This is a genomic window from Hydrogenophaga borbori (assembly GCF_003417535.1).
Classification (GTDB): Bacteria; Pseudomonadota; Gammaproteobacteria; order Burkholderiales; family Burkholderiaceae_C; genus Hydrogenophaga; species Hydrogenophaga borbori.
On record NZ_QVLS01000001.1, the window covers coordinates 196177 to 215248 of the forward strand.

The following is a 19072-nucleotide window of genomic DNA, read 5'->3' on the forward strand; positions in this document are numbered from 1 at the left end:
GGACCACGGGTCCGCTGCTCCGATCGCTCTCAAAACTTCAGGAAACCCATGGCCATCGAACGCACCCTCTCGATCATCAAACCCGACGCCGTCGCCAAGAACGTCATCGGCCAGATTTACGCCCGTTTCGAGGCCGCTGGCCTGAAGGTCGTGGCCGCCAAGATGGCCCACCTGTCGCGCCGCGAAGCCGAGCAGTTCTACGCCGTGCACAGCGCGCGCCCCTTCTTCAAGGACCTGGTCGAGTTCATGATCAGCGGCCCGGTGATGATCCAGGTGCTCGAAGGCGAGGGCGCCATCCTCAAGAACCGCGACCTGATGGGTGCCACCGACCCGAAGAAGGCCGCCGCCGGCACCATCCGCGCCGATTTCGCCGACAGCATCGACGCCAACGCGGTGCACGGCTCCGACGCGCCCGAGACGGCCGCCGTGGAAGTGGGTTTCTTCTTCCCCGGCATGAACGTCTACTCGCGTTGATCATGTCATGACGGTCAACCTGCTCGACTTCGATCTCGAGGGGCTGGCCGCCTTCTGCGAAGGGCTGGGCGAAAAGCGCTTCCGCGCCGTCCAGCTCTTTCGCTGGATCCACCAGCGCGGTGCGTCCGATTTCTCCCAGATGACCGACCTCGCGCGCAGCCTGCGCGAGAAGCTGCCCGGCGTGGCGCGCGTCGAAGGCCTGCGCGTGCTCTCGCGCCAGGACTCGGCCGACGGCACCATCAAGTGGCTGTTCGACGTCGGTGACGGCAACGCCGTCGAGACCGTGTTCATCCCCGAGGACGACCGCGGGACGCTGTGCGTGTCCTCGCAGGCGGGCTGCGCCGTGGGCTGCCGTTTCTGCTCCACCGGGCACCAGGGCTTCTCGCGCAACCTCACCACCGGCGAGATCCTGGCCCAGCTCTGGCACGCCGAGTTCTTCCTGCGCGTGTTTCTCAACCGCCCCGGGGAACGCGTGATCACCAACGTGGTCATGATGGGCATGGGAGAGCCGCTGCAGAACTACCACGCGCTGGTGCCCGCGCTCAAGACCATGCTCGACGACCACGCCTATGGCCTGTCGCGCCGGCGCGTGACCGTCTCCACCTCGGGCGTGGTGCCCATGATCGACCGCCTGGCGCAGGACTGCCCGGTGGCCTTGGCCGTCTCGCTGCACGCGCCCTTCGATCCGCTGCGCGACGACCTGGTGCCGCTGAACCGCAAGTACCCCATCGCCGAACTGCTCGACGCCTGCCTGCGCTACCTGCCGGCCGCGCCGCGCGACTTCATCACCTTCGAGTACTGCATGCTCGACGGCGTGAACGACCAGCCCGAGCACGCGCAGGCCCTGCTCAAGCTGCTGCGCGGGCACGCCGGCCGCGGCGTGCCGGCCAAGCTCAACCTCATTCCCTTCAACCCCTTCCCCGATTCGGGCCTGCGCTGCTCGCCGCGCGCCGCGGTGCAGCGCTTCGGCCAGGCGCTCAACGAAGGGGGCATCGTCACCACGATCCGCAAGACGCGCGGCGACGACATCGACGCCGCCTGCGGCCAGCTCGCCGGCGACGTGCTGGATCGCACCGACGCCGCGCGCCGCATGGCGCGCCGCCGCGAATCGGTGCAGCCCATCCGTTTGATGACCAAGGAAAAGGAAAGGCAGGCATGACCCCCTTCGCGAACCGACCGCCGCGCAGCCGCACCGTCCAAGCCCTGTGGCTCCTGTCCATGGTGCTGGCGCTGGCGTGGTTGGCCGGTTGCGCCTCCTCGCAGGCGCCGCGCGTGTCGGCTTCGCCCACGCCGGGCGTGGAGCCCATCACCGCCTCCGACGAGCCGCCCGCGGTGCGCCGCGCGCGCATCCGCTACGAGCTGGCCGCCAGCTACTACGAGCAGGGCCAGACCACCGTCGCGCTCGACGAGATCAAGCTCTCGCTGCAGGCCGATCCGAACTACGCGCCGGCCTACATCCTGCGCGGCCTGGTCTACATGCGCCTGAACGACGTGGCGCTGGCCGAGGAGAGCTTTCGCCGCGCGCTGCAGATCAACCCGCGCGACGCGCAGGCCCTGCACAGCTACGGCCTGTTCGCCTGTGAGCAGGCCCGCTACGTGCAGGCCGACGAGATGTTCAACCAGGCCCTGGCCGTGCCCACCTACGGCGGGCGCGCGCGCACCTGGCTGGTTCAGGGCGTCTGCCAGATTCGCGCGGGCAAGCTGCAGGACGCCGAGGCTACGCTCGCGCGCGCCTACGAGTTCGACCCGAGCAACCCGATCGCCGCCTACAACCTGGCCAGCCTCAAGCACCGCCGGGGCGACAGCCAGGGGGCCCAGTTCATCATCCGCCGCGTCAACAACTCCGAACTCGCCAACGCCGAAACGCTGTGGCTCGGCGTGAAGGTCGAGCGCCAGCTCAACAACGACGTGGCGGCGGCGCAGCTCGCCCAGCAGCTGGGCCGGCGTTTTCCACAGTCGCCCCAATGGGCGGCGTACCAACGGGGGGCATTCAATGAGTGAGTTGGGGGAGCAGACCCTCGAATCGGCACCGGCGGCGAGCCGGCCGGTGCGTTTGAGCGAGGCCCGCGAGGCCGCGGGACTGCATATCGCGGCACTGGCCGCCGCGCTCAAGGTGCCTGTGCGCAAGCTCGAGGCCCTGGAGGCCGGCCGCTACGAGGAACTGCCCGACCTGACCTTCGCGCGCGCCCTGGCCTCCAGCGCCTGCCGCCAGCTGCGGATCGATCCGGCGCCGGTGCTGGAGCAGATACCGCTGAACCCCAAGCCCGCGCTGCGCGACAGCGACAGCACCATCAACGCGCCCTTCAAGCCCGCGAGCGAGGCGCCCGCCGCCAGCCCGCTGACCTGGCTGTCGCGCCCCGCGCTGCTGGGCGCCATCGCCCTGCTGCTGGCGGCGCTGGTGGTCATGTTCCTGCCCGACATGGAGCCCGCGGACGTGGCGCAGGGCACGCCCGACACCGCCCAGGAGGCCGCCGCGCCTGCGGCCCCCGCCGCCGCGCCGGGGCTGCCGATCTTCCAGCCGTCCGAGGCCACGCCGGGCGCGCCCAGCGCGCCCGCGGGCGAAGAAACCACCGGCCCGGCCGACACCGGGGCGGCCTCGCCGCCGCCGGCCCATTCGCCCACGGCCCCGGGCGCGGCGCCCAGCGCAGCCGCCGCAGCACCCGTCGTCGTCCCCGAGGCGCCGGCCGCGGCCACGCCCCCTGGCGGCGCCGTGCTGCAGATCGAGGCCCGCGACGAGTCCTGGGCCGAAGTGGTGAACGGCACCGGCACCGTGGTGCTGCAGCGGCTGCTGCAGCGCGGCGAGCGCGTCGAGTTCTCGGCCGCCCCGCCGTACGCGGTGACCATCGGCAAGGCCAGCGCGGTGCAGGTCAAGCTGCGCGGCCGCGCCTTCGACGCCGCCGGCGTCGCGCGCAACGACGTCGCGCGCTTCGACGCCAAGTGAGCTTCCGCATGTCCGACGGCCCGATTCCCCTGCCCGAAGCCCCGCGCCGGCGCACCCGCCAGGGCGTGGTGCGCTGGGGCGATCACGGCGTGTCCATCGGCGGCGACGCCCCGGTGCGTGTGCAGTCGATGACCAACACCGACACGGCCGACGCCATCGCCACCGCCATCCAGGTGAAGGAGCTGGCCCAGGCCGGCTCCGAGCTCGTGCGCATCACCGTCAACAACGACGAGGCCGCGAAGGCCGTGCCGCACATCCGCGAGCAGCTCGACCGCATGGGCATCGCGGTGCCCCTGATCGGCGACTTCCACTACAACGGCCACCGCCTGCTCAGCGACCACCCGGCCTGCGCCGAGGCCTTGTCCAAGTACCGCATCAACCCCGGCAACGTGGGGCGCGGCGAGAAAGGCGACCGCCAGTTCGCGCAGATGGTCGAGATCGCCGCGCGCCACGGCAAGCACGTCCGCATCGGCGTGAATTGGGGCAGCCTGGACCAGGACCTGCTCGCGCGCCTCATGGACGACAACCACGCGCGCGCCAAGCCCTGGGACGCCAAGCAGGTGATGTACGAGGCGCTCATCACCTCGGCCATCTCGTCCGCCGAACGCGCCGAGGCCATCGGCCTGCCGGGCGAGAACATCGTGCTGTCCTGCAAGGTCAGCGCGGTGCAGGACCTCATCGCCGTCTACCAGGCGCTGGCGCAGCGCTGCGACTACCCCCTGCACCTGGGCCTCACCGAGGCCGGCATGGGCACCAAGGGCGCGGTGGCCTCCACCGCCGCGCTGTCGGTGCTGCTGCAGCAGGGCATCGGCGACACCATCCGCATCTCGCTCACGCCGCAGCCCGGCGAGGCGCGCACGCAGGAGGTGGTGGTCGGCCTGGAGATCCTGCAGGCCCTGGGCCTGCGCAGCTTCGTGCCCAGCGTGACCGCCTGCCCCGGCTGCGGCCGCACCACCAGCACCACGTTCCAGGAACTGGCCAAGCAGATCGACGATTACCTGCGGGCCTCGATGCCGGTCTGGCGCGAGCGCTATCCGGGTGTCGAGGGGCTGAAGGTTGCGGTCATGGGCTGCATCGTCAACGGACCGGGCGAAAGCAAGCACGCCGACATCGGCATCAGCCTGCCCGGCACCGGCGAGGCGCCGGCCGCGCCGGTGTTCATCGACGGCCAGAAAGCCGTCACGCTGCGCGGTGAGGGCATCGCGCGCGAGTTCCAGACCATCGTCGAAAACTACATCGAGAAGCGGTTCGGCGTGTTGCACGCCTGACCGCCCTTTTTTCCATGGCCGAGAAACTGGTTGCCGTCAAAGGCATGAACGACATCGCCCCTCCGCAGTCGGCGCACTGGGAGTGGCTGGAAGATACGCTGCGCGCGCTCATGGCGGGCTACGGCTACCGCAACCTGCGCACGCCCATCGTGGAGCCCACGGCGCTGTTCGTGCGGGGCCTGGGCGAGGTGACCGACATCGTCGAGAAGGAGATGTACTCCTTCGAGGACCGGCTCAATGGCGAGCAACTCACGCTGCGGCCCGAGAACACCGCCGGCGTGGTGCGCGCCGCCCTGGAGCATTCCATGCTCTACGACGGCCCCAAGCGCCTGTACTACATGGGCCCCATGTTCCGGCACGAGCGCCCGCAGCGTGGCCGCTACCGCCAGTTCCACCAGTTCGGCGCCGAGGCCCTGGGCTTCGCCGGCCCCGACGTCGACGTCGAACTCATCGTGCTGGCCAGCGACCTGTGGGCCACGCTGGGCCTCACGGGCATCGAGCTCGAGATCAACAGCCTGGGCCAGCCCGCCGAACGCCTGGCGCACCGCCAGGCGCTGATCGCCTACCTGGAGTCGCACGCCGAACAGCTCGACGAGGACGCCAAGCGCCGCCTGCACAGCAACCCGCTGCGCATCCTGGACACCAAGAACCCCGCCATGCAGGCGCTGGTGAACGCGGCGCCTAGGCTCATGGACCACCTGGGTGCCGAATCGCTCGCGCACTTCGGGCGCGTGAAGGCCCTGCTGGAGGCGCATGGCATCGCCTACCGCGTCAATCCGCGCCTGGTGCGCGGCATGGACTACTACAACCTGACGGTGTTCGAGTTCGTCACCACCCAGCTCGGCTCGCAGGGCACGGTGTGCGCGGGCGGCCGCTACGACGGCCTGTTCGAGCAGATCGGCGGCAAGCCCACGCCTGCCGTGGGCTGGGCCCTGGGCATGGAGCGCATCCTGGAGCTGCTGAAAGAGCAGGGCCGCCTGCCCGAAGCGCCGGTGCCCGACGCCTACGCCGTGGTGCCCGACGCCGCCGAGCTGCCGCGCGTCATGCCGCTGCTGCGCGCCCTGCGCCAGGCCGGCGCCCGCGTGCAGATGCACGCCGCCGGTGCCGAGGGCATGGGCAGCATGAAATCGCAGTTCAAGAAGGCCGACGCCAGCGGCGCACGCTTCGCGCTCATCTTTGGAGCCGAGGAAATCGCCTTGGGCCAGGTGGCGCTCAAGCCCCTGCGCGGCGAGCGCGAGCAGGCGGCGGGGCAGGTGATGCTGCCCCTGGCCGATCCCGGCGCCATCGCTGCCCGCCTTCGCGCGCGCTGAGCGGGTCGCCCGCCTACCTACAATCCAGCACTTTCGCGAACGACGAGTCCCATGGCCAAACACCTCGACCTCGAAGAGCAGGAACAGCTCGACCAGATCAAACACTTCTGGGCCAAGTACGGCAACGCCATCAGCTGGCTGCTCATCGTGGTGTTCGGCGGTTTCGCCGCCTACAACGGCTGGAACTGGTGGCAGCGCAACCAGGCGGCCAAGGCGGCGGTGCTCTATGAAGAGGTCGACCGCGCCGTGCAGTCCAAGGACCTGGACCGCGTGGGCCGCGTGCTGGCCGACATGCGCGCCGATTTCGCCCGCACCACCTTCTCCGCCCAGGCCGGCCTGCTGGCCGGCAAGGCGCTGTTCGATGGCGGCCAGCTCGACAAGGCGCGCGAAGCCCTGCAGGCCGTGTTGAACGAGAGCAAGGACGAGGGCCTGCAGGCCGTCGCCCGCCTGCGCCTGGCCTCGGTGGAGCTGCAGGCCGGCAAGCCCGACGCCGCCCTGCAGGTGCTGCAGGCCAAGGTGCCGGCGCCCTTCGAGCCGCTGCTGGCCGACCGCCGTGGCGACGTGCTGCTGGCGCAGGGCAAGACCGACGAGGCCAAGGCCCAGTACGAGGCCGCCTGGAAGGCACTGGATGCCGGCAATGAGGTGCGTCGCCTGGTGGCGGTGAAGCTGGCCTCGCTGGGCGTGGCCGTGGACGCGGGGGCCAAGCCATGAAGCGCCTGGGCACCGCCAGTTTCTGCCTCGTGGCCGCGCTCACGCTCGCGGCCTGCTCCTCCGGGCCCAAGAAGCCGCAGCCGGCGGATCTGGGCCCCGCCACCCAGCTGATGGGCACGCGCCAGATCTGGACCGCCAACGTGGGCGAGGGCGGCCCGGGCTTCGTGCCCGTGCACGCGGGCGGCCGCGTGTTCGCGGCCGGGGCCACCGGCGTGGTGGCCGCCATCGACGCCAACAGCGGCGCCGACGCCTGGCGCGTGGACCTGCGCACCCGCCTGGCCACGGGCGTGGGCAGCGACGGCCAGACCGCCGCCGTCGTCACCGCCGCCAACGTGCTCGTGGCCATCGTCGACGGCGAGGCGCGCTGGCGCGTGCGCCTGCCGGCGCGTTCCTTCACGCCGCCGCTGGTGGCCGGCGGCCGGGTGTTCGTGCTCACCGCCGATCGCAGCGTGGTGGCCTTCGATGCCGCCAATGGCGCGCGCCTGTGGAACCAGACCCGCACCGGCGACCCGCTCACGCTGAACCAGCCGGGCGCGCTCGCGGCCGTGGGCGACACCCTGGTGGCCGGTGTGTCCGGCCGCCTGGTCGGCCTCAATCCCGACAACGGCACGGTGCGCTGGGAAGCGCCCGTGGCCACGGCGCGCGGCACCAACGAAGTCGAGCGCCTGGTCGACGTGCTGGCGCCCGTCAGCCGCATCGGCACCAACATCTGCGTGCGCGCCTACAGCGCCGCGGTGGGCTGCCTGGACGGCGTGCGCGGCTCGGTGATCTGGACCAAACCGGCGCAGGGCGTGGTGGGTGTGCACGGCGACGACCGCCTGCTGTTCGGCACCGAAAGCAACGGCACCCTGCTGGCCTGGCGGCGCGACAGCGGCGAACAGGCCTGGAGTTCCGAGCGCCTGAAGTACCGCCAACTCAGCGCCCCGCTGGCCCTGGGCCGCGTGATCGCGCTGGGTGACGGCACCGGTCTGGTGCACGTGCTGTCGCGCGAGGACGGCAGTGAAATGGCCCGCCTGAGCACCGACGGCTCGGCCATCGTATCGCCGCCCGTGCTGGCAGGCGACGCGCTGGTGGTCATGACAGCGCGCGGCGGCCTGTACGCCTGGCGCCCGCAATAAGGCCCGTGCTCCGTCCATGAAACCCGTCGTCGCGCTCGTGGGCCGCCCCAACGTGGGCAAGTCCACCCTGTTCAACCGCCTCACGGGCACACGCGACGCCATCGTGGCCGACCTGGCCGGCCTCACGCGCGACCGCCACTACGGCAATGGCCGCCTGGGCAAACGTGAGTACATCATCGTCGACACCGGCGGCTTCGAGCCCGACGCCGGCGAGGGCAGCATCTACCGTGAAATGGCGCAGCAGACGCGCCAGGCCGTGGCCGAAAGCGACGTGGTGCTCTTCGTGGTCGATGCGCGCGCTGGCCTGAGCGCGCAGGACCACGACATCGCCAACTACCTGCGCCGCCTGGGCAAGCCCTGCGTGCTGGTGGCCAACAAGGCCGAGGGCATGACCCAGGGCGCCCAGCTGGTGGAGTTCTTCGAACTCGGCCTGGGCGAGGTGCTGCCCGTGTCGGGCGCGCACGGGCAGGGCGTTCGCTCCATGATCGAGACCGCCCTCGACCAGGTCCCCGGCCTGGCCGAGGACGAAGAGGGCGAGGCCGAGGACAACACCGGCACCATCCGCCTGACCGTGGCGGGCCGCCCCAACGTCGGCAAATCCACGCTGATCAATGCCTGGCTTGGCGAGGAGCGCCTGGTCGCTTTCGACATGCCCGGCACCACGCGCGACGCCATCAGCGTGCCCTTCGAACGCAATGGCCAACGCTTCGAGCTGGTCGACACGGCCGGCCTGCGCCGCAAGGGCCGCGTGTTCGAGGCGATCGAGAAGTTCTCCGTCATCAAGACGCTCCAGGCCATCGAGAACGCCAACGTCGTGCTGCTGCTGCTCGATGCCACCCAGGGCGTGACCGACCAGGACGCCCACATCGCGGGCTACATCCTGGAGAGTGGCCGCGCCGTGGTGGTGGCCATCAACAAATGGGACGCGATCGACAGCTACCAGCGCGAGCAGCTGGAGCGCCAGATCGAAAACCGCCTGGCGTTCCTCAAGTTCGCCGCGCTGCACCGCATTTCAGCGAAGAAGCGCCAGGGCCTGGCGCCGCTGTGGGCTTCCATCGCCCAGGCGCACGCCTCGGCCATGCGCAAGATGCCCACCCCGGTGCTGACCCGCCTGCTGCAGGAGGCGGTGGCCTTCCAGGCGCCGTCGCGTGGCGGCCAGGCCCGGCCCAAGATGCGCTACGCCCACCAGGGCGGCATGAACCCCCCGGTGATCGTCATCCACGGCAACTCGCTGGACCGGGTGCCCGACGCCTACCGGCGCTTCCTGGAGGGGCGTTTCCGCAAGGCCTTCGACCTCGTCGGCACCCCGCTGCGCATCGAGTTCAGGACCTCGAGCAACCCTTTCAAGGCCGAATGACCGAGGCACAAATAATGGCCCAGTGAGGCGCAGGGCATGCCCGTGTGGTATGTTTCCACCCTCCAAAACCAGCCGAACACGGAGCATATCGTGAGCAACAACAAAGGCCAGCTCTTGCAAGACCCGTTCCTGAACCAATTGCGCCGGGAACACGTCCCTGTCTCGATCTACCTGGTCAACGGCATCAAGCTGCAGGGCCAGATCGAGTCCTTCGACCAATACGTCGTGCTGTTGCGCAACACCGTGACGCAAATGGTCTACAAGCACGCCATCTCGACCATCGTTCCCGGTCGTCCCGTGCAGTTCTCGGCCAACAACCCCGACGATTCCAACGCCGCCTGAGTCCGCCGCTGCGAGACACGCGCAACCCGAGCCGCCAGGCACGTCCTGACGGCCGGGTGGGCAACGCAGGGCGCGTTGCCCCACCGATTTGACATCTCCCACCGCCCCCCTTCCGAACGCCACACCATCGGTCATCCTGGTGGGGGTTGATTTCGGGCTTCCCCATTTCGATGCCGACCTGCAGGAGCTGGGCCAGCTGGCCGAGACCGCGGGTTACCGCGTGGCCGACCGCGTCAGCTGCAAGCGCCGTGCGCCCGATCCGGCCCTGTTCGTGGGCTCGGGCAAGGCCGACGAGATCAAGATGCTGGTGCAGTCCACCGGCGCCAGCGAGGTGCTGTTCGACCAGGCGCTGAGCCCGGCCCAGCAGCGCAACCTCGAGCGCCACATGGGCTGTCCCGTCAACGACCGCACCCTGCTGATCCTGGAGATCTTCGCGCAGCGCGCGCGCAGCCATGAGGGCAAGCTGCAGGTCGAACTCGCGCGGCTGCAATACCTGTCGACCCGGCTGGTCCGGCGCTGGTCGCACCTGGAGCGCCAGAGCGGCGGCATCGGCATGCGCGGCGGCCCGGGCGAGACGCAGATCGAGCTCGACCGCCGCATGATCGGCGAGGCCATCAAGCGCACCAAGGAGCGCCTGGAAAAGGTCAAGAAGCAGCGCGCCACGCAGCGCCGCCAGCGCCAGCGCCGCGAGGCCTTCACCATCTCCCTGGTGGGGTACACCAACGCCGGCAAGAGCTCGATCTTCAATGCCCTGGTGAAGGCCCGTACCTATGCCGCCGACCAGCTCTTCGCCACGCTGGACACCACCACGCGCCAGCTCTACCTGGGCGAGGCCGGGCGCACGGTGTCGCTGTCCGACACCGTGGGCTTCATCCGCGAGCTGCCGCACGGCCTGGTGGAGGCCTTCGCCGCCACTTTGCAGGAGGCCGCCGACGCCGACCTGCTGTTGCATGTGGTCGACGCCTCCAACCCCGACCACCCCGAGCAGATCGCCGCCGTGCAGCGTGTGCTCGGCGAAATCGGGGCGGCCGAGGTGCCGCAGTTGCTGGTTTTCAACAAGATCGACGCCATGGACCCGGCGAACCGGCCGCTGCGCGCGCTGGACGCGATGGAGGTCGATGGGCAGAGCGTGCCGCGCGTCTTCGTGAGCGCGCTCTCGGGCGAGGGCCTGGCCGAACTGCGGTCCTGGCTGGCGGCCGAGGTGGCGCGCCGCCACGGCGCGCCGGCCGAACAAGACCCCATGCGGCCCGCCGAAGCGGCCGACCCGCTGGTTTGATTGGGCACAATGTGAACTCCGAGTCGATAACAGGAACAACACCGAGCATGGATGTGAACCTTGGGACCCCGCAGGCCGCGCGCGACGCCGCGCCGGCCCGTCCGCGTGGCTGGCGCCGCTGGCTGGGCGTGTTCAACCTCAATGACCCGCGCTGGGGTCGCGAGGACGGTGAGCAAAACGGCCGCGAGGACGATCCGCGATCGCCCCAGCGTCCGCGCGGGCAGGGCCCCAACCAGGGCCCGCCCGATCTGGACGAACTCTGGCGCGACTTCAACCGCAAGCTCGGCGGCCTGCTGGGCAACCGCCGGCCCGGCGGCCCTGGCGGCCCCACGGGCGGCGGCAACGGCGGCGGTCAGGGGTTCAACCCCAACCCCAAGGCCGCCGGCGTGGGCGTGGGCCTCATCGTCGGCATCGCGTTGCTCATCTGGCTGGGCACAGGCTTCTTCATCGTGCAAGAAGGCCAGCAGGCCGTCATCACGCAGTTCGGCCGTTACCACAGCACCGTGGGCGCCGGCTTCAACTGGCGCCTGCCGTACCCCGTGCAACGCCACGAGACCGTGTTCGTGACGCAGCTGCGCTCGGTCGACGTGGGTCGCGACAACATCGTGCCGGCCACGGGCCTGCGCGAGTCGTCCATGCTCACCGAGGACGAGAACATCGTCGACATCAAGTTCGTTGTGCAGTACCGCCTGAGCGACGCGCGCGCCTTCCTCTTCGAAAGCCGCGACCCCGATCTGGCCGTGCTCAAGGCCGCCGAGACCGCCGTGCGCGAGGTGGTGGGCAAGATGAAGATGGACGCCGTGCTGGCCGAGGAACGCGACCAGATCGCGCCTCGCGTGCGCAGCCTCATGCAGACCATTCTCGACCGCTACAAGGTGGGCATCGACGTGGTGGCCGTGAACCTGCAGCAGGGCGGCGTGCGCCCGCCTGAGCAGGTGCAGGCGGCCTTCGACGACGTGCTGCGCGCCGGACAGGAGCGCGAGCGCGCCAAGAACGAGGCCGAGGCCTACGCCAACGACGTGGTGCCGCGCGCCCGAGGCACGGCCTCGCGACTGAAGGAAGAGGCCGAGGGTTACAAGGCGCGCATCTCCGCCCAGGCGCAAGGCGATTCGCAGCGCTTCAAGTCGCTGCTGGCCGAGTACCAGAAAGCGCCGCAGGTCACGCGCGACCGCCTCTACATCGACACCATGCAGCAGATCTACGGCAACGTGACCAAGGTGCTGGTTGACACGAAAAACGGCGGCTCCAACCTGCTGTACCTGCCGCTCGACCGCCTGATGCAGTCCGCGGGCGCCATGCCGCCGAGCGCGCCCGCCAATGCCCTGCCGAGCACGTCCTCGCCGGCCACCACGGCGGTGCCGACCGAGCGCTCCGGCGATGGCGCCCGCTCGCGCGAGCGCGAAAGCCGCTGATCCAGGGAGCCAGAACATGAACAAACTCGGTTTCGTCATCACCTCCCTCATCGTGCTGCTGGCCGTGGCCAGCTCCATGCTGTTCGTCGTCGACCAGCGCCAGTTCGGCGTGGTGTATCAGCTCGGTCAGATCAAGCAGGTCGTGACCGAGCCCGGCCTGAACTTCAAGCTGCCGCCGCCGTTTCAGAACGTCACCTACATCGACAAGCGCCTGCTCACGCTCGAGAGCCAGGACAGCGAGCCGACCCTCACCGCCGAGAAGCAGCGCGTGGTGATCGACTGGTACGTGCGCTGGCGCATCAGCGACCCGCAGGCCTACATCCGCAACGTGGGCACGAACGAGCGCGCGGGCGCCCTGCAGCTCAACCGCGTGGTACGCAACGCGTTCCAGCAGGAAGTCAACAAGCGCACCCTGCGCGAACTGCTCGCCACGCACCGCGAGGAGCTCATGCGCGAAGTGCAGCGCGGCGTGGTGGCGGCGGTGCAGAGCGCCAACCAGCCCTGGGGCATGGAGGTGGTGGACGTGCGCATCAACCGCGTCGACTACGCCGAGTCCATCGTGTCTTCCGTCTACCAGCGCATGGAGGCCGAACGCAAGCGCGTGGCCAACGAGCTGCGCTCCACCGGCTACGCCGAGGGCGAGGCGATCCGCGCCGACGCCGACCGCCAGCGCGAGGTGATCGTGGCCGAGGCCTACCGCGACGCCCAGCGCATCAAGGGCGAGGGCGACGCCGCCGCCGCGGCCTCGTTCGCCGAGGCCTTTGGCCGCGACCCGGCCTTCGCGCAGTTCTACCGCAGCCTGGAGGCCTACAAGGCCAGCTTCACGGGCCGCAACGACGTGATGGTGGTCGATCCCTCGACCGACTTCTTCCGGGCGCTGCGCAGCCCGAGCGCGGCGACGCAGCGCTGAACATGAACGGCGGTGGCAGCGACGCCTGGTGGCTGGCGCTGGGACTCGTCCTGGTGTTCGAGGGCTTGCTCCCGCTGCTGTCTCCCGGCGGCTGGCGCCGCGTTTTTACGCAGATGCTCTCGCTGCGCGACGGGCAAATCCGCTTCTTCGGGCTCATCAGCGTGGCCGCGGGCCTGCTGATTGCGGGCCTGTTCGCCTGAGCCCAGGCCGGTGCCTGCCGGGGCCCCGCATGGGTCCCGGTAGAATCCGGTTTTTAACAGCGCCTGAAAACGCCATGTCCGCCTGGGTCCTCCCGGATCACATCGCCGATGTCCTGCCGTCCGAGGCCCGGCACATCGAAGAGCTCCGCCGAAGCCTGCTCGATACCGCCCGCGCCCACGGCTACGAGCTGGTGATGCCGCCGTTGCTCGAGCACATCGAGTCGCTGCTCACCGGTACCGGTGAATCGCTCGATCTGCACACCTTCAAGCTCGTGGACCAGCTCAGCGGCCGCACGCTGGGCCTGCGCGCCGACAGCACGCCCCAGGTGGCGCGCATCGACGCGCACCTGCTCAACCGTCAGGGCGTGGCGCGTCTGTGCTACTGCGGCCCCGTGGTGCACACGCGCATGGAGCGCCCGGCGTCCAGCCGCGAGCCGCTGCAGTTTGGCGCCGAGATCTATGGCCACGCCGGGCTGGAGGCCGATCTGGAAGCGCTGGAGCTGGCCCAGGCCTGCCTGCGCGGCGCCGGCCTGCGCGAGCTGCAGGTCGATCTGGCCGACGTGCGCATCATCGACGCCGTGCTGGATCCGCTGAAGCTGCCCGCCGCCCGGGTGGCCTTGCTGCACGCGGCCCTCACCGCCAAGGACGTGGCCGAGCTGCGCCTGCTCTCCAAGGCCCTGCCCGCGGCCGTGCAGCGCGACCTGAGCGCGCTGGCCACGCTGTTCGGCGATGCCGCGGTGCTGGCCGAGGCGCGCCGCGTGCTCACGCCGTCGCCGGCCTTGCACGCCGCGCTGGACCAGCTGCAGTGGCTGGCCGAGCACGTGCAGGGCATGGCGGTCTCGTTCGACCTGTCCGACCTGCGCGGCTACGCCTACTACACCGGTGTGCGTTTCGCCGTCTTCGCGCGCGACGCGCGCGGCCCGGCCGCCGACATCGCGCGCGGCGGCCGCTACGACGAGGTGGGGGCCGTGTTCGGGCGCAAGCGCCCGGCCGTCGGCTTCAGCCTCGACCTCAAGGAACTCGTCGCCTGCGTGGCCCCGCGCCCCCTGGTGGCCGCCATTCGCGCTCCCTGGGGCATGGACGCCGGCCTGCGCCAGGCGGTGGCCCTCCTGCGCGCCCAGGGCCACACCGTGGTCTGTGCCCTGCCGGGGCACGAGCACGAGGTCGATGAGTTCCTGTGTGACCGCGAGCTGGTGCCCGACACCGGCCGCCCGGACGGCTGGACCGTCCGGCCTCTTTGACTGGAAACCGAGATGAGCAACAAGGACCGCGCCGCAACCCCCGGGCGCAACGTGGTGGTGGTCGGCACCCAGTGGGGCGACGAAGGCAAGGGCAAGCTGGTCGACTGGCTGACCGAAACCGCGCAGGGCGTGGTGCGTTTCCAGGGCGGCCACAACGCGGGCCACACCCTCGTCATCAACGGCGTGAAGACGGCGCTGCACCTCATTCCCAGCGGCATCATGCGCGCGGGCGTCAAGTGCTACATCGGCAACGGCGTGGTGCTCTCGGTCGGCAAGCTGTTCGAGGAAATTGCGGGGCTGGAGAAGGCGGGCGTCGAGGTGCGTTCGCGCCTGCGGGTGAGCGAGGCCTGCCCGCTGATCCTGCCCTTCCACGCCGCGGTCGACATCGCGCGCGAGGCCGCCAAGGTCAAGGCCGGCACCGAGAAGATCGGCACCACGGGCCGCGGCATCGGCCCGGCTTACGAAGACAAGATCGCGCGCCGCGCGCTGCGTGTGCAGGACCTGAAGTACCCCGAGCGCTTCGCCGCCAAGCTGCGCGAACTGCTGGACCTGCACAACCACGTGCTCACCACCTACCTGCATTCGGCCGACATGGCCTGGGACGACAAGATCGCGCCCTACATGAAGGACGGCGCCATCCAGTTCGAGCGCGTCTACGCCGAGGCCATGGCCCAGGCCGAGCAGCTCAAGCCCATGATCGCCGACGTCTCGCGCGAGCTCAACGAAGCGCACCAGGCCGGCGCCAACCTGCTGTTCGAGGGCGCGCAGGGCACGCTGCTCGACATCGACCACGGCACCTACCCCTTCGTCACTTCCAGCAACTGCGTGGCCGGCAACGCCGCGGCCGGCGCGGGCGTGGGCCCGCAGCTGCTGCACTATGTGCTGGGCATCACCAAGGCCTATTGCACGCGCGTGGGCGGCGGCCCGTTCCCCACCGAACTCGACTGGGAAACGGAAGGCACGCCGGGCTGGCACATGGCCACCGTCGGCGCCGAAAAGGGCGTCACCACCGGCCGCTCGCGCCGCTGCGGCTGGTTCGACGCCGCGCTGCTCAAGCGATCGGCCCAGGTGAACGGACTGTCGGGCCTGTGCATCACCAAGCTCGACGTACTCGACGGCCTGACCGAGCTGCAGCTGTGCACGGGCTACGAGCTCGACGGTGAGCGCATCGACATCCTGCCCATGGGCGCCGACGAGATCGCGCGCTGCCGCCCGATCTACGAGACCATCCCCGGCTGGACGGAGTCCTCCGTGGGCGTCACGCGCTTCGAGGACCTGCCCGCGAACGCGCGCCACTACCTCAAGCGCATCCAGGAGACCACCGGCGTGCCGATCCACGTGGTGTCCACCAGCCCCGACCGCGACCACACCATCCTGCTGCAGCACCCCTTCCAGGGGTGAGCACGGGTAAGCCCGGGTAGGGCGTTCGCCCGCCCCACGACACACTGTTCCGACCCTCCCAGCCTGGAGTCCGCACGCATGCTCACCGAAGACGGCAAACACCTCTACGTCTCCTACGACGAGTACCACAACCTCATCGAAAAGCTGGCGCTCAAGGTGTACCAGTCGGGCTGGGAGTTCGACACCATCCTGTGCCTGGCGCGCGGCGGCATGCGCCCGGGCGACATCCTCTCGCGCATCTTCGACAAGCCGCTGGCCATCATGTCCACCAGTTCCTACCGCGCCGAGGCCGGCACGGTGCAGGGCAAGCTCGACATCGCGCGCTACATCACCACGCCCAAGGGCGAAATCGCCGGCAAGGTGCTGCTGGTCGACGACCTCGCCGACTCGGGTCACACGCTCAAGGTGGTGATCGACCTGCTCAAGAACAACTACTCACCCATCACCGAGCTGCGCAGCGCGGTGATCTGGACCAAGCAGCTGTCCACCTTCACGCCCGACTATTCGGTGGAGTACCTGCCCACCAACCCGTGGATCCACCAGCCCTTCGAGGGCTACGACAGCCTGCGCCCCGCGCAGCTGCTGGAAAAGTGGAAGCTCTGAGCGAATGAGCCGCGAGCGCCTGTCCACCCAGCTCATCCACCACCCTTACAAGCCCCCCGAGGGCTTCGAGGCTGTCGCGCCTGGCGTGCACAAGGCCTCCACCGTCATTTTCCCGAACGTGCACGCCTTGCGCACGTACGACTGGAAGGACAAGAGCGGCTACACCTACGGCCTGCACGGCACGCCCACCACCTTCACGCTGGAGGAGCGCATCGCCACCCTGGAGGGCGGCGCGCACTGCGTGCTGGCGCCCAGCGGCCTGGCCGCCGTGGCCCTGGTGGACATGGCCTTCCTGCGCACGGGCGACGAACTGCTGATCCCGGACAACGCCTACGGGCCGGGCAAAACCTTCGCCGAGGGCGAACTGGCGGCCTGGGGCATCCCGCACCGCTTCTACGACCCCATGAGCCCGGCCGATCTGGCCGCGAAGATCTCGCCGGCCACCCGTCTGGTCTGGTTGGAGGCGCCCGGGTCCATCACCCTGGAGTTCCCCGACATTCCCGCGCTGGTGGCCGTGGTGCGCCAGGCCAGCGAAGGCCGTGAGAGGCCCATCGTCACCGCGCTGGACAACACCTGGGGCGCGGGCATCGCATTTGCCGCCTTCGATCTGGGGGTGGACCTGTCCGTACAGGCGCTCACCAAGTACCCCAGCGGCGGCGCCGACGTGCTCATGGGTTCGGTGGTCACGCGCGACGAGGCCCTGCATCGCACCGTTCTGCTGTGCCACATGCGCCTGGGCCTGGGCGTGGCCGGCAACGACGCCGAACTCGTGCTGCGCGGCCTGCCCAGCATCGAGCTGCGCTACCGCGCCCAGGACGCCGCCACGCGCGAGCTGGCGCACTGGATGCAGGGCCAGCCCGGCGTGGCGCAGGTCTTCCATCCGGCGCTGGCGGGCTCGCCCGGCCATGGCACCTGGCAACGCGATGCCCGGGCGGCCGGCTGCCTGTTCAGCGCGGCCTTCGACGCGTCCATTCCCCAGGAGCGCATCGACGCCTTCTGCGACAGCCTGCGCGTGTTCAAGCTGGGCTGGAGCTGGGCCGGTCCCATCAGCCTGTGCGCACCGTACCGCATGAGCGCCATCCGGACATTGGGTTGGCCTCACGCGGGGGGTCTGGTACGCTTTGCCATCGGTCTGGAACACGTCGAAGACCTGCGGGCCGACCTGGCGCAGGCCTTGCCCCGCTTGCAGTCCTGACCCCCTTCAACCCGACGAAAGCGCGATTTGGCTACACCCAACTACGGTTACGAGAAACGGCAGCGTGAGCTGGCCAAGAAGCAGAAGAAGGAAGAGAAACTGCGCGCCAAGGCCGCGCGCAAGACCAGCGAGCACCCGGACGGTGCCGACCAGCCCGATGGCGAGGCGACCGGTGCGCCGAGCGATGCCGGGCAGGGCGATGGTGGCGCCGGCGGCGCCAACTGAACGTCTCAGCCGGCCTGTGGGGCCGGTGCCGTTTCGCTGTCGATGAGGCGGCGCGCGGCCGCGCGCATCGCCGCCATCGACCGGTCGGCGGGCTCGCAGGGCAGGGCCTCGGCGAAGCGGCGGAAGTTGCGCGAGGTCGAGGCCGCGTAGGTGGGGTCGTAGTGCTGGGCCAGCAGATCGCGCACCATGTCCGGCGTGCGCCCCGCGCGCACCAGCCCGATCCAGCCGTTGACCACCTCGCCGCCCCGCACCGCGCGCAGGGCCTGCAGGCGCCCGATCAGCAGTTCGGGGTCGCGCACGAAGTAGTCGTAGTCCTCGAGCAGCAAGGCGACGCGTTCCTCGTCGCTCAGGCGCAGGGAGATGCACTCGCTGGCGCGCAGGGCGTCCATCAGTCCATCGGGCACGCGCAGGTTGCCCACCTTCTTGCTTTCGCTTTCGGCGTACACCGGCCGCCCGGGGTCGAAGCGGCGCAGCGCGTCCCACAGCAAGGAATCGAAGCCCTTCTGGCTGGGCTGTGGCTGGCCGGGCAGGTGGCCCAGCACCGAGCTTCGGTGGCAGGCCAGGCCCTCCAGGTCGAGCACCTGCGCACCCTCGGCCGCCAGCGCGTGCAGCAGCCGCGTCTTGCCGCTGCCCGTGGGGCCGCAGACGACGCGGTAGCGCAAGCCCGCGGCCAGGCGGGGCAGGTCGTCCACCAGCGCGGCGCGCCAGGCCTTGTAGCCGCCGTCGATGAGCGTGACCTGGAAACCGATGGCGCCCAGGATGGTGGCCAGGGCGCCGCTGCGGTTGCCGCCGCGCCAGCAGTAGACCAGCGGGCGCCAGCCCTTGGGCTTGTCGAGCACCTCGCGCTCGATATGGGCGGCGATGTTGCGCGCGGCGAGCGCCGCGCCGCGCTTCTTGGCCTCGAAGGCGCTCACCTGTTTGTACATGGTGCCGATGTCGATGCGCTCGGCGTTGTCCAGCGTGGGCCAGTTCAGGGCGCCGGGCACGTGGTCGAGCGCGTGCTCGTCCTCGGTGCGGGCGTCGATGATCGTGTCGAATTCGGCGAGGCGGCGCAGGGCGTCGCCCGCGCTCAGGGTGGCAACGGGCAT

20 protein-coding genes are annotated in these 19072 nt (G+C 70.1%); 19 read left to right on the forward strand and 1 reads right to left on the reverse strand.

Annotated elements, in window-relative coordinates; translation table 11 throughout:
• Window positions 1-48: 48 nt before the first annotated feature.
• From ndk to DY262_RS01020, 19 genes are all read left to right on the forward strand, one after another.
• Entirely contained in the window at window positions 49-474 is a 426-nt protein-coding gene (gene ndk, locus DY262_RS00930) for a nucleoside-diphosphate kinase (protein ID WP_070400047.1), read from the forward strand.
• Window positions 475-481: 7 nt separating this feature from the next.
• Window positions 482-1633 carry a dual-specificity RNA methyltransferase RlmN gene (gene rlmN / locus DY262_RS00935; RefSeq protein WP_116957127.1) on the forward strand — a complete coding sequence of 384 codons (1152 nt, stop codon included), beginning with the start codon at window positions 482-484 and terminating at the stop codon, window positions 1631-1633.
• Window positions 1630-2475, forward strand: coding sequence for a type IV pilus biogenesis/stability protein PilW (pilW, locus tag DY262_RS00940; protein ID WP_116957128.1), 846 nt, complete (start codon window positions 1630-1632; stop codon window positions 2473-2475). The genes rlmN and pilW overlap by 4 nt, the downstream gene beginning before the upstream one ends.
• The gene (locus tag DY262_RS00945) at window positions 2468-3415 is read left to right on the forward strand and encodes a RodZ domain-containing protein (protein ID WP_116957129.1); all 948 of its coding nucleotides are present in this window, start codon (window positions 2468-2470) and stop codon (window positions 3413-3415) included. The genes pilW and DY262_RS00945 overlap by 8 nt, the downstream gene beginning before the upstream one ends.
• A gap of 8 nt (window positions 3416-3423) precedes the next feature.
• Window positions 3424-4683 carry a flavodoxin-dependent (E)-4-hydroxy-3-methylbut-2-enyl-diphosphate synthase gene (gene ispG / locus DY262_RS00950; protein WP_116957130.1) on the forward strand — a complete coding sequence of 420 codons (1260 nt, stop codon included), beginning with the start codon at window positions 3424-3426 and terminating at the stop codon, window positions 4681-4683.
• Window positions 4684-4697: 14 nt separating this feature from the next.
• Window positions 4698-5993 carry a histidine--tRNA ligase gene (hisS, locus tag DY262_RS00955; RefSeq protein ID WP_116957131.1) on the forward strand — a complete coding sequence of 432 codons (1296 nt, stop codon included), beginning with the start codon at window positions 4698-4700 and terminating at the stop codon, window positions 5991-5993.
• A gap of 51 nt (window positions 5994-6044) precedes the next feature.
• Window positions 6045-6704 carry a YfgM family protein gene (locus DY262_RS00960; protein WP_116957132.1) on the forward strand — a complete coding sequence of 220 codons (660 nt, stop codon included), beginning with the start codon at window positions 6045-6047 and terminating at the stop codon, window positions 6702-6704.
• Window positions 6701-7822, forward strand: coding sequence for an outer membrane protein assembly factor BamB (bamB, locus tag DY262_RS00965; RefSeq protein WP_116957133.1), 1122 nt, complete (start codon window positions 6701-6703; stop codon window positions 7820-7822). Before DY262_RS00960 ends, bamB begins: the two co-directional genes overlap by 4 nt.
• A 16-nt stretch (window positions 7823-7838) precedes the next feature.
• A complete protein-coding gene (gene der, locus DY262_RS00970; protein WP_116957134.1) occupies window positions 7839-9179 on the forward strand; it encodes a ribosome biogenesis GTPase Der in 1341 nt (446 codons plus the stop codon).
• A gap of 36 nt (window positions 9180-9215) precedes the next feature.
• Entirely contained in the window at window positions 9216-9521 is a 306-nt protein-coding gene (gene hfq / locus DY262_RS00975) for an RNA chaperone Hfq (protein WP_070400056.1), read from the forward strand.
• 88 nt (window positions 9522-9609) lie between these two features.
• Entirely contained in the window at window positions 9610-10797 is a 1188-nt protein-coding gene (hflX, locus tag DY262_RS00980) for a GTPase HflX (RefSeq protein WP_116957135.1), read from the forward strand.
• A gap of 47 nt (window positions 10798-10844) precedes the next feature.
• Window positions 10845-12209 (forward strand): FtsH protease activity modulator HflK, encoded by a 1365-nt coding sequence (gene hflK / locus DY262_RS00985; RefSeq protein ID WP_245980760.1) that lies wholly within the window; start codon window positions 10845-10847, stop codon window positions 12207-12209.
• A 16-nt stretch (window positions 12210-12225) separates the two neighbouring features.
• Window positions 12226-13119, forward strand: coding sequence for a protease modulator HflC (gene hflC / locus DY262_RS00990; RefSeq protein ID WP_116957136.1), 894 nt, complete (start codon window positions 12226-12228; stop codon window positions 13117-13119).
• Window positions 13120-13121: 2 nt separating this feature from the next.
• The gene (locus DY262_RS00995) at window positions 13122-13319 is read left to right on the forward strand and encodes a DUF2065 domain-containing protein (RefSeq protein ID WP_116957137.1); all 198 of its coding nucleotides are present in this window, start codon (window positions 13122-13124) and stop codon (window positions 13317-13319) included.
• 74 nt (window positions 13320-13393) lie between these two features.
• Complete coding sequence (locus tag DY262_RS01000; RefSeq protein ID WP_116957138.1) at window positions 13394-14560, forward strand: ATP phosphoribosyltransferase regulatory subunit; 1167 nt, start codon at window positions 13394-13396, stop codon at window positions 14558-14560.
• Between the two features lie 12 nt (window positions 14561-14572).
• Entirely contained in the window at window positions 14573-15961 is a 1389-nt protein-coding gene (locus tag DY262_RS01005; protein WP_116957139.1) for an adenylosuccinate synthase, read from the forward strand.
• A gap of 78 nt (window positions 15962-16039) precedes the next feature.
• Window positions 16040-16564 (forward strand): phosphoribosyltransferase, encoded by a 525-nt coding sequence (locus tag DY262_RS01010; protein ID WP_070400062.1) that lies wholly within the window; start codon window positions 16040-16042, stop codon window positions 16562-16564.
• A gap of 4 nt (window positions 16565-16568) precedes the next feature.
• The gene (locus DY262_RS01015; protein WP_116957140.1) at window positions 16569-17759 is read left to right on the forward strand and encodes a PLP-dependent transferase; all 1191 of its coding nucleotides are present in this window, start codon (window positions 16569-16571) and stop codon (window positions 17757-17759) included.
• Window positions 17760-17786: 27 nt separating this feature from the next.
• Entirely contained in the window at window positions 17787-17984 is a 198-nt protein-coding gene (locus tag DY262_RS01020) for a hypothetical protein (RefSeq protein WP_116957141.1), read from the forward strand.
• Window positions 17985-17989: 5 nt separating this feature from the next.
• Here DY262_RS01020 and mnmH read toward each other — a convergent pair whose 3' ends face one another.
• A complete protein-coding gene (gene mnmH / locus DY262_RS01025; RefSeq protein ID WP_116957142.1) occupies window positions 17990-19072 on the reverse strand; it encodes a tRNA 2-selenouridine(34) synthase MnmH in 1083 nt (360 codons plus the stop codon).

Excerpts from the sequence above, each read along its gene's own strand:
- rlmN (WP_116957127.1), top strand. The coding sequence starts at position 482 with ATGACGGTCAACCTGCTCGACTTCGATCTCGAGGGGCTGGCCGCCTTC.
- hisS (WP_116957131.1), top strand. The coding sequence starts at position 4,698 with ATGGCCGAGAAACTGGTTGCCGTCAAAGGCATGAACGACATCGCCCCT.
- DY262_RS00995 (WP_116957137.1), top strand. The coding sequence starts at position 13,122 with ATGAACGGCGGTGGCAGCGACGCCTGGTGGCTGGCGCTGGGACTCGTC.
- DY262_RS01010 (WP_070400062.1), top strand. The coding sequence starts at position 16,040 with ATGCTCACCGAAGACGGCAAACACCTCTACGTCTCCTACGACGAGTAC.
- pilW (WP_116957128.1), top strand. The coding sequence starts at position 1,630 with ATGACCCCCTTCGCGAACCGACCGCCGCGCAGCCGCACCGTCCAAGCC.
- DY262_RS00945 (WP_116957129.1), top strand. The coding sequence starts at position 2,468 with ATGAGTGAGTTGGGGGAGCAGACCCTCGAATCGGCACCGGCGGCGAGC.
- DY262_RS01005 (WP_116957139.1), top strand. The coding sequence starts at position 14,573 with ATGAGCAACAAGGACCGCGCCGCAACCCCCGGGCGCAACGTGGTGGTG.
- DY262_RS00960 (WP_116957132.1), top strand. The coding sequence starts at position 6,045 with ATGGCCAAACACCTCGACCTCGAAGAGCAGGAACAGCTCGACCAGATC.
- DY262_RS01000 (WP_116957138.1), top strand. The coding sequence starts at position 13,394 with ATGTCCGCCTGGGTCCTCCCGGATCACATCGCCGATGTCCTGCCGTCC.
- hflC (WP_116957136.1), top strand. The coding sequence starts at position 12,226 with ATGAACAAACTCGGTTTCGTCATCACCTCCCTCATCGTGCTGCTGGCC.
- DY262_RS01015 (WP_116957140.1), top strand. The coding sequence starts at position 16,569 with ATGAGCCGCGAGCGCCTGTCCACCCAGCTCATCCACCACCCTTACAAG.
- hflK (WP_245980760.1), top strand. The coding sequence starts at position 10,845 with ATGGATGTGAACCTTGGGACCCCGCAGGCCGCGCGCGACGCCGCGCCG.
- der (WP_116957134.1), top strand. The coding sequence starts at position 7,839 with ATGAAACCCGTCGTCGCGCTCGTGGGCCGCCCCAACGTGGGCAAGTCC.
- ndk (WP_070400047.1), top strand. The coding sequence starts at position 49 with ATGGCCATCGAACGCACCCTCTCGATCATCAAACCCGACGCCGTCGCC.
- hfq (WP_070400056.1), top strand. The coding sequence starts at position 9,216 with ATGCCCGTGTGGTATGTTTCCACCCTCCAAAACCAGCCGAACACGGAG.
- ispG (WP_116957130.1), top strand. The coding sequence starts at position 3,424 with ATGTCCGACGGCCCGATTCCCCTGCCCGAAGCCCCGCGCCGGCGCACC.
- bamB (WP_116957133.1), top strand. The coding sequence starts at position 6,701 with ATGAAGCGCCTGGGCACCGCCAGTTTCTGCCTCGTGGCCGCGCTCACG.
- mnmH (WP_116957142.1), bottom strand. The coding sequence starts at position 19,072 with ATGCCCGTTGCCACCCTGAGCGCGGGCGACGCCCTGCGCCGCCTCGCC.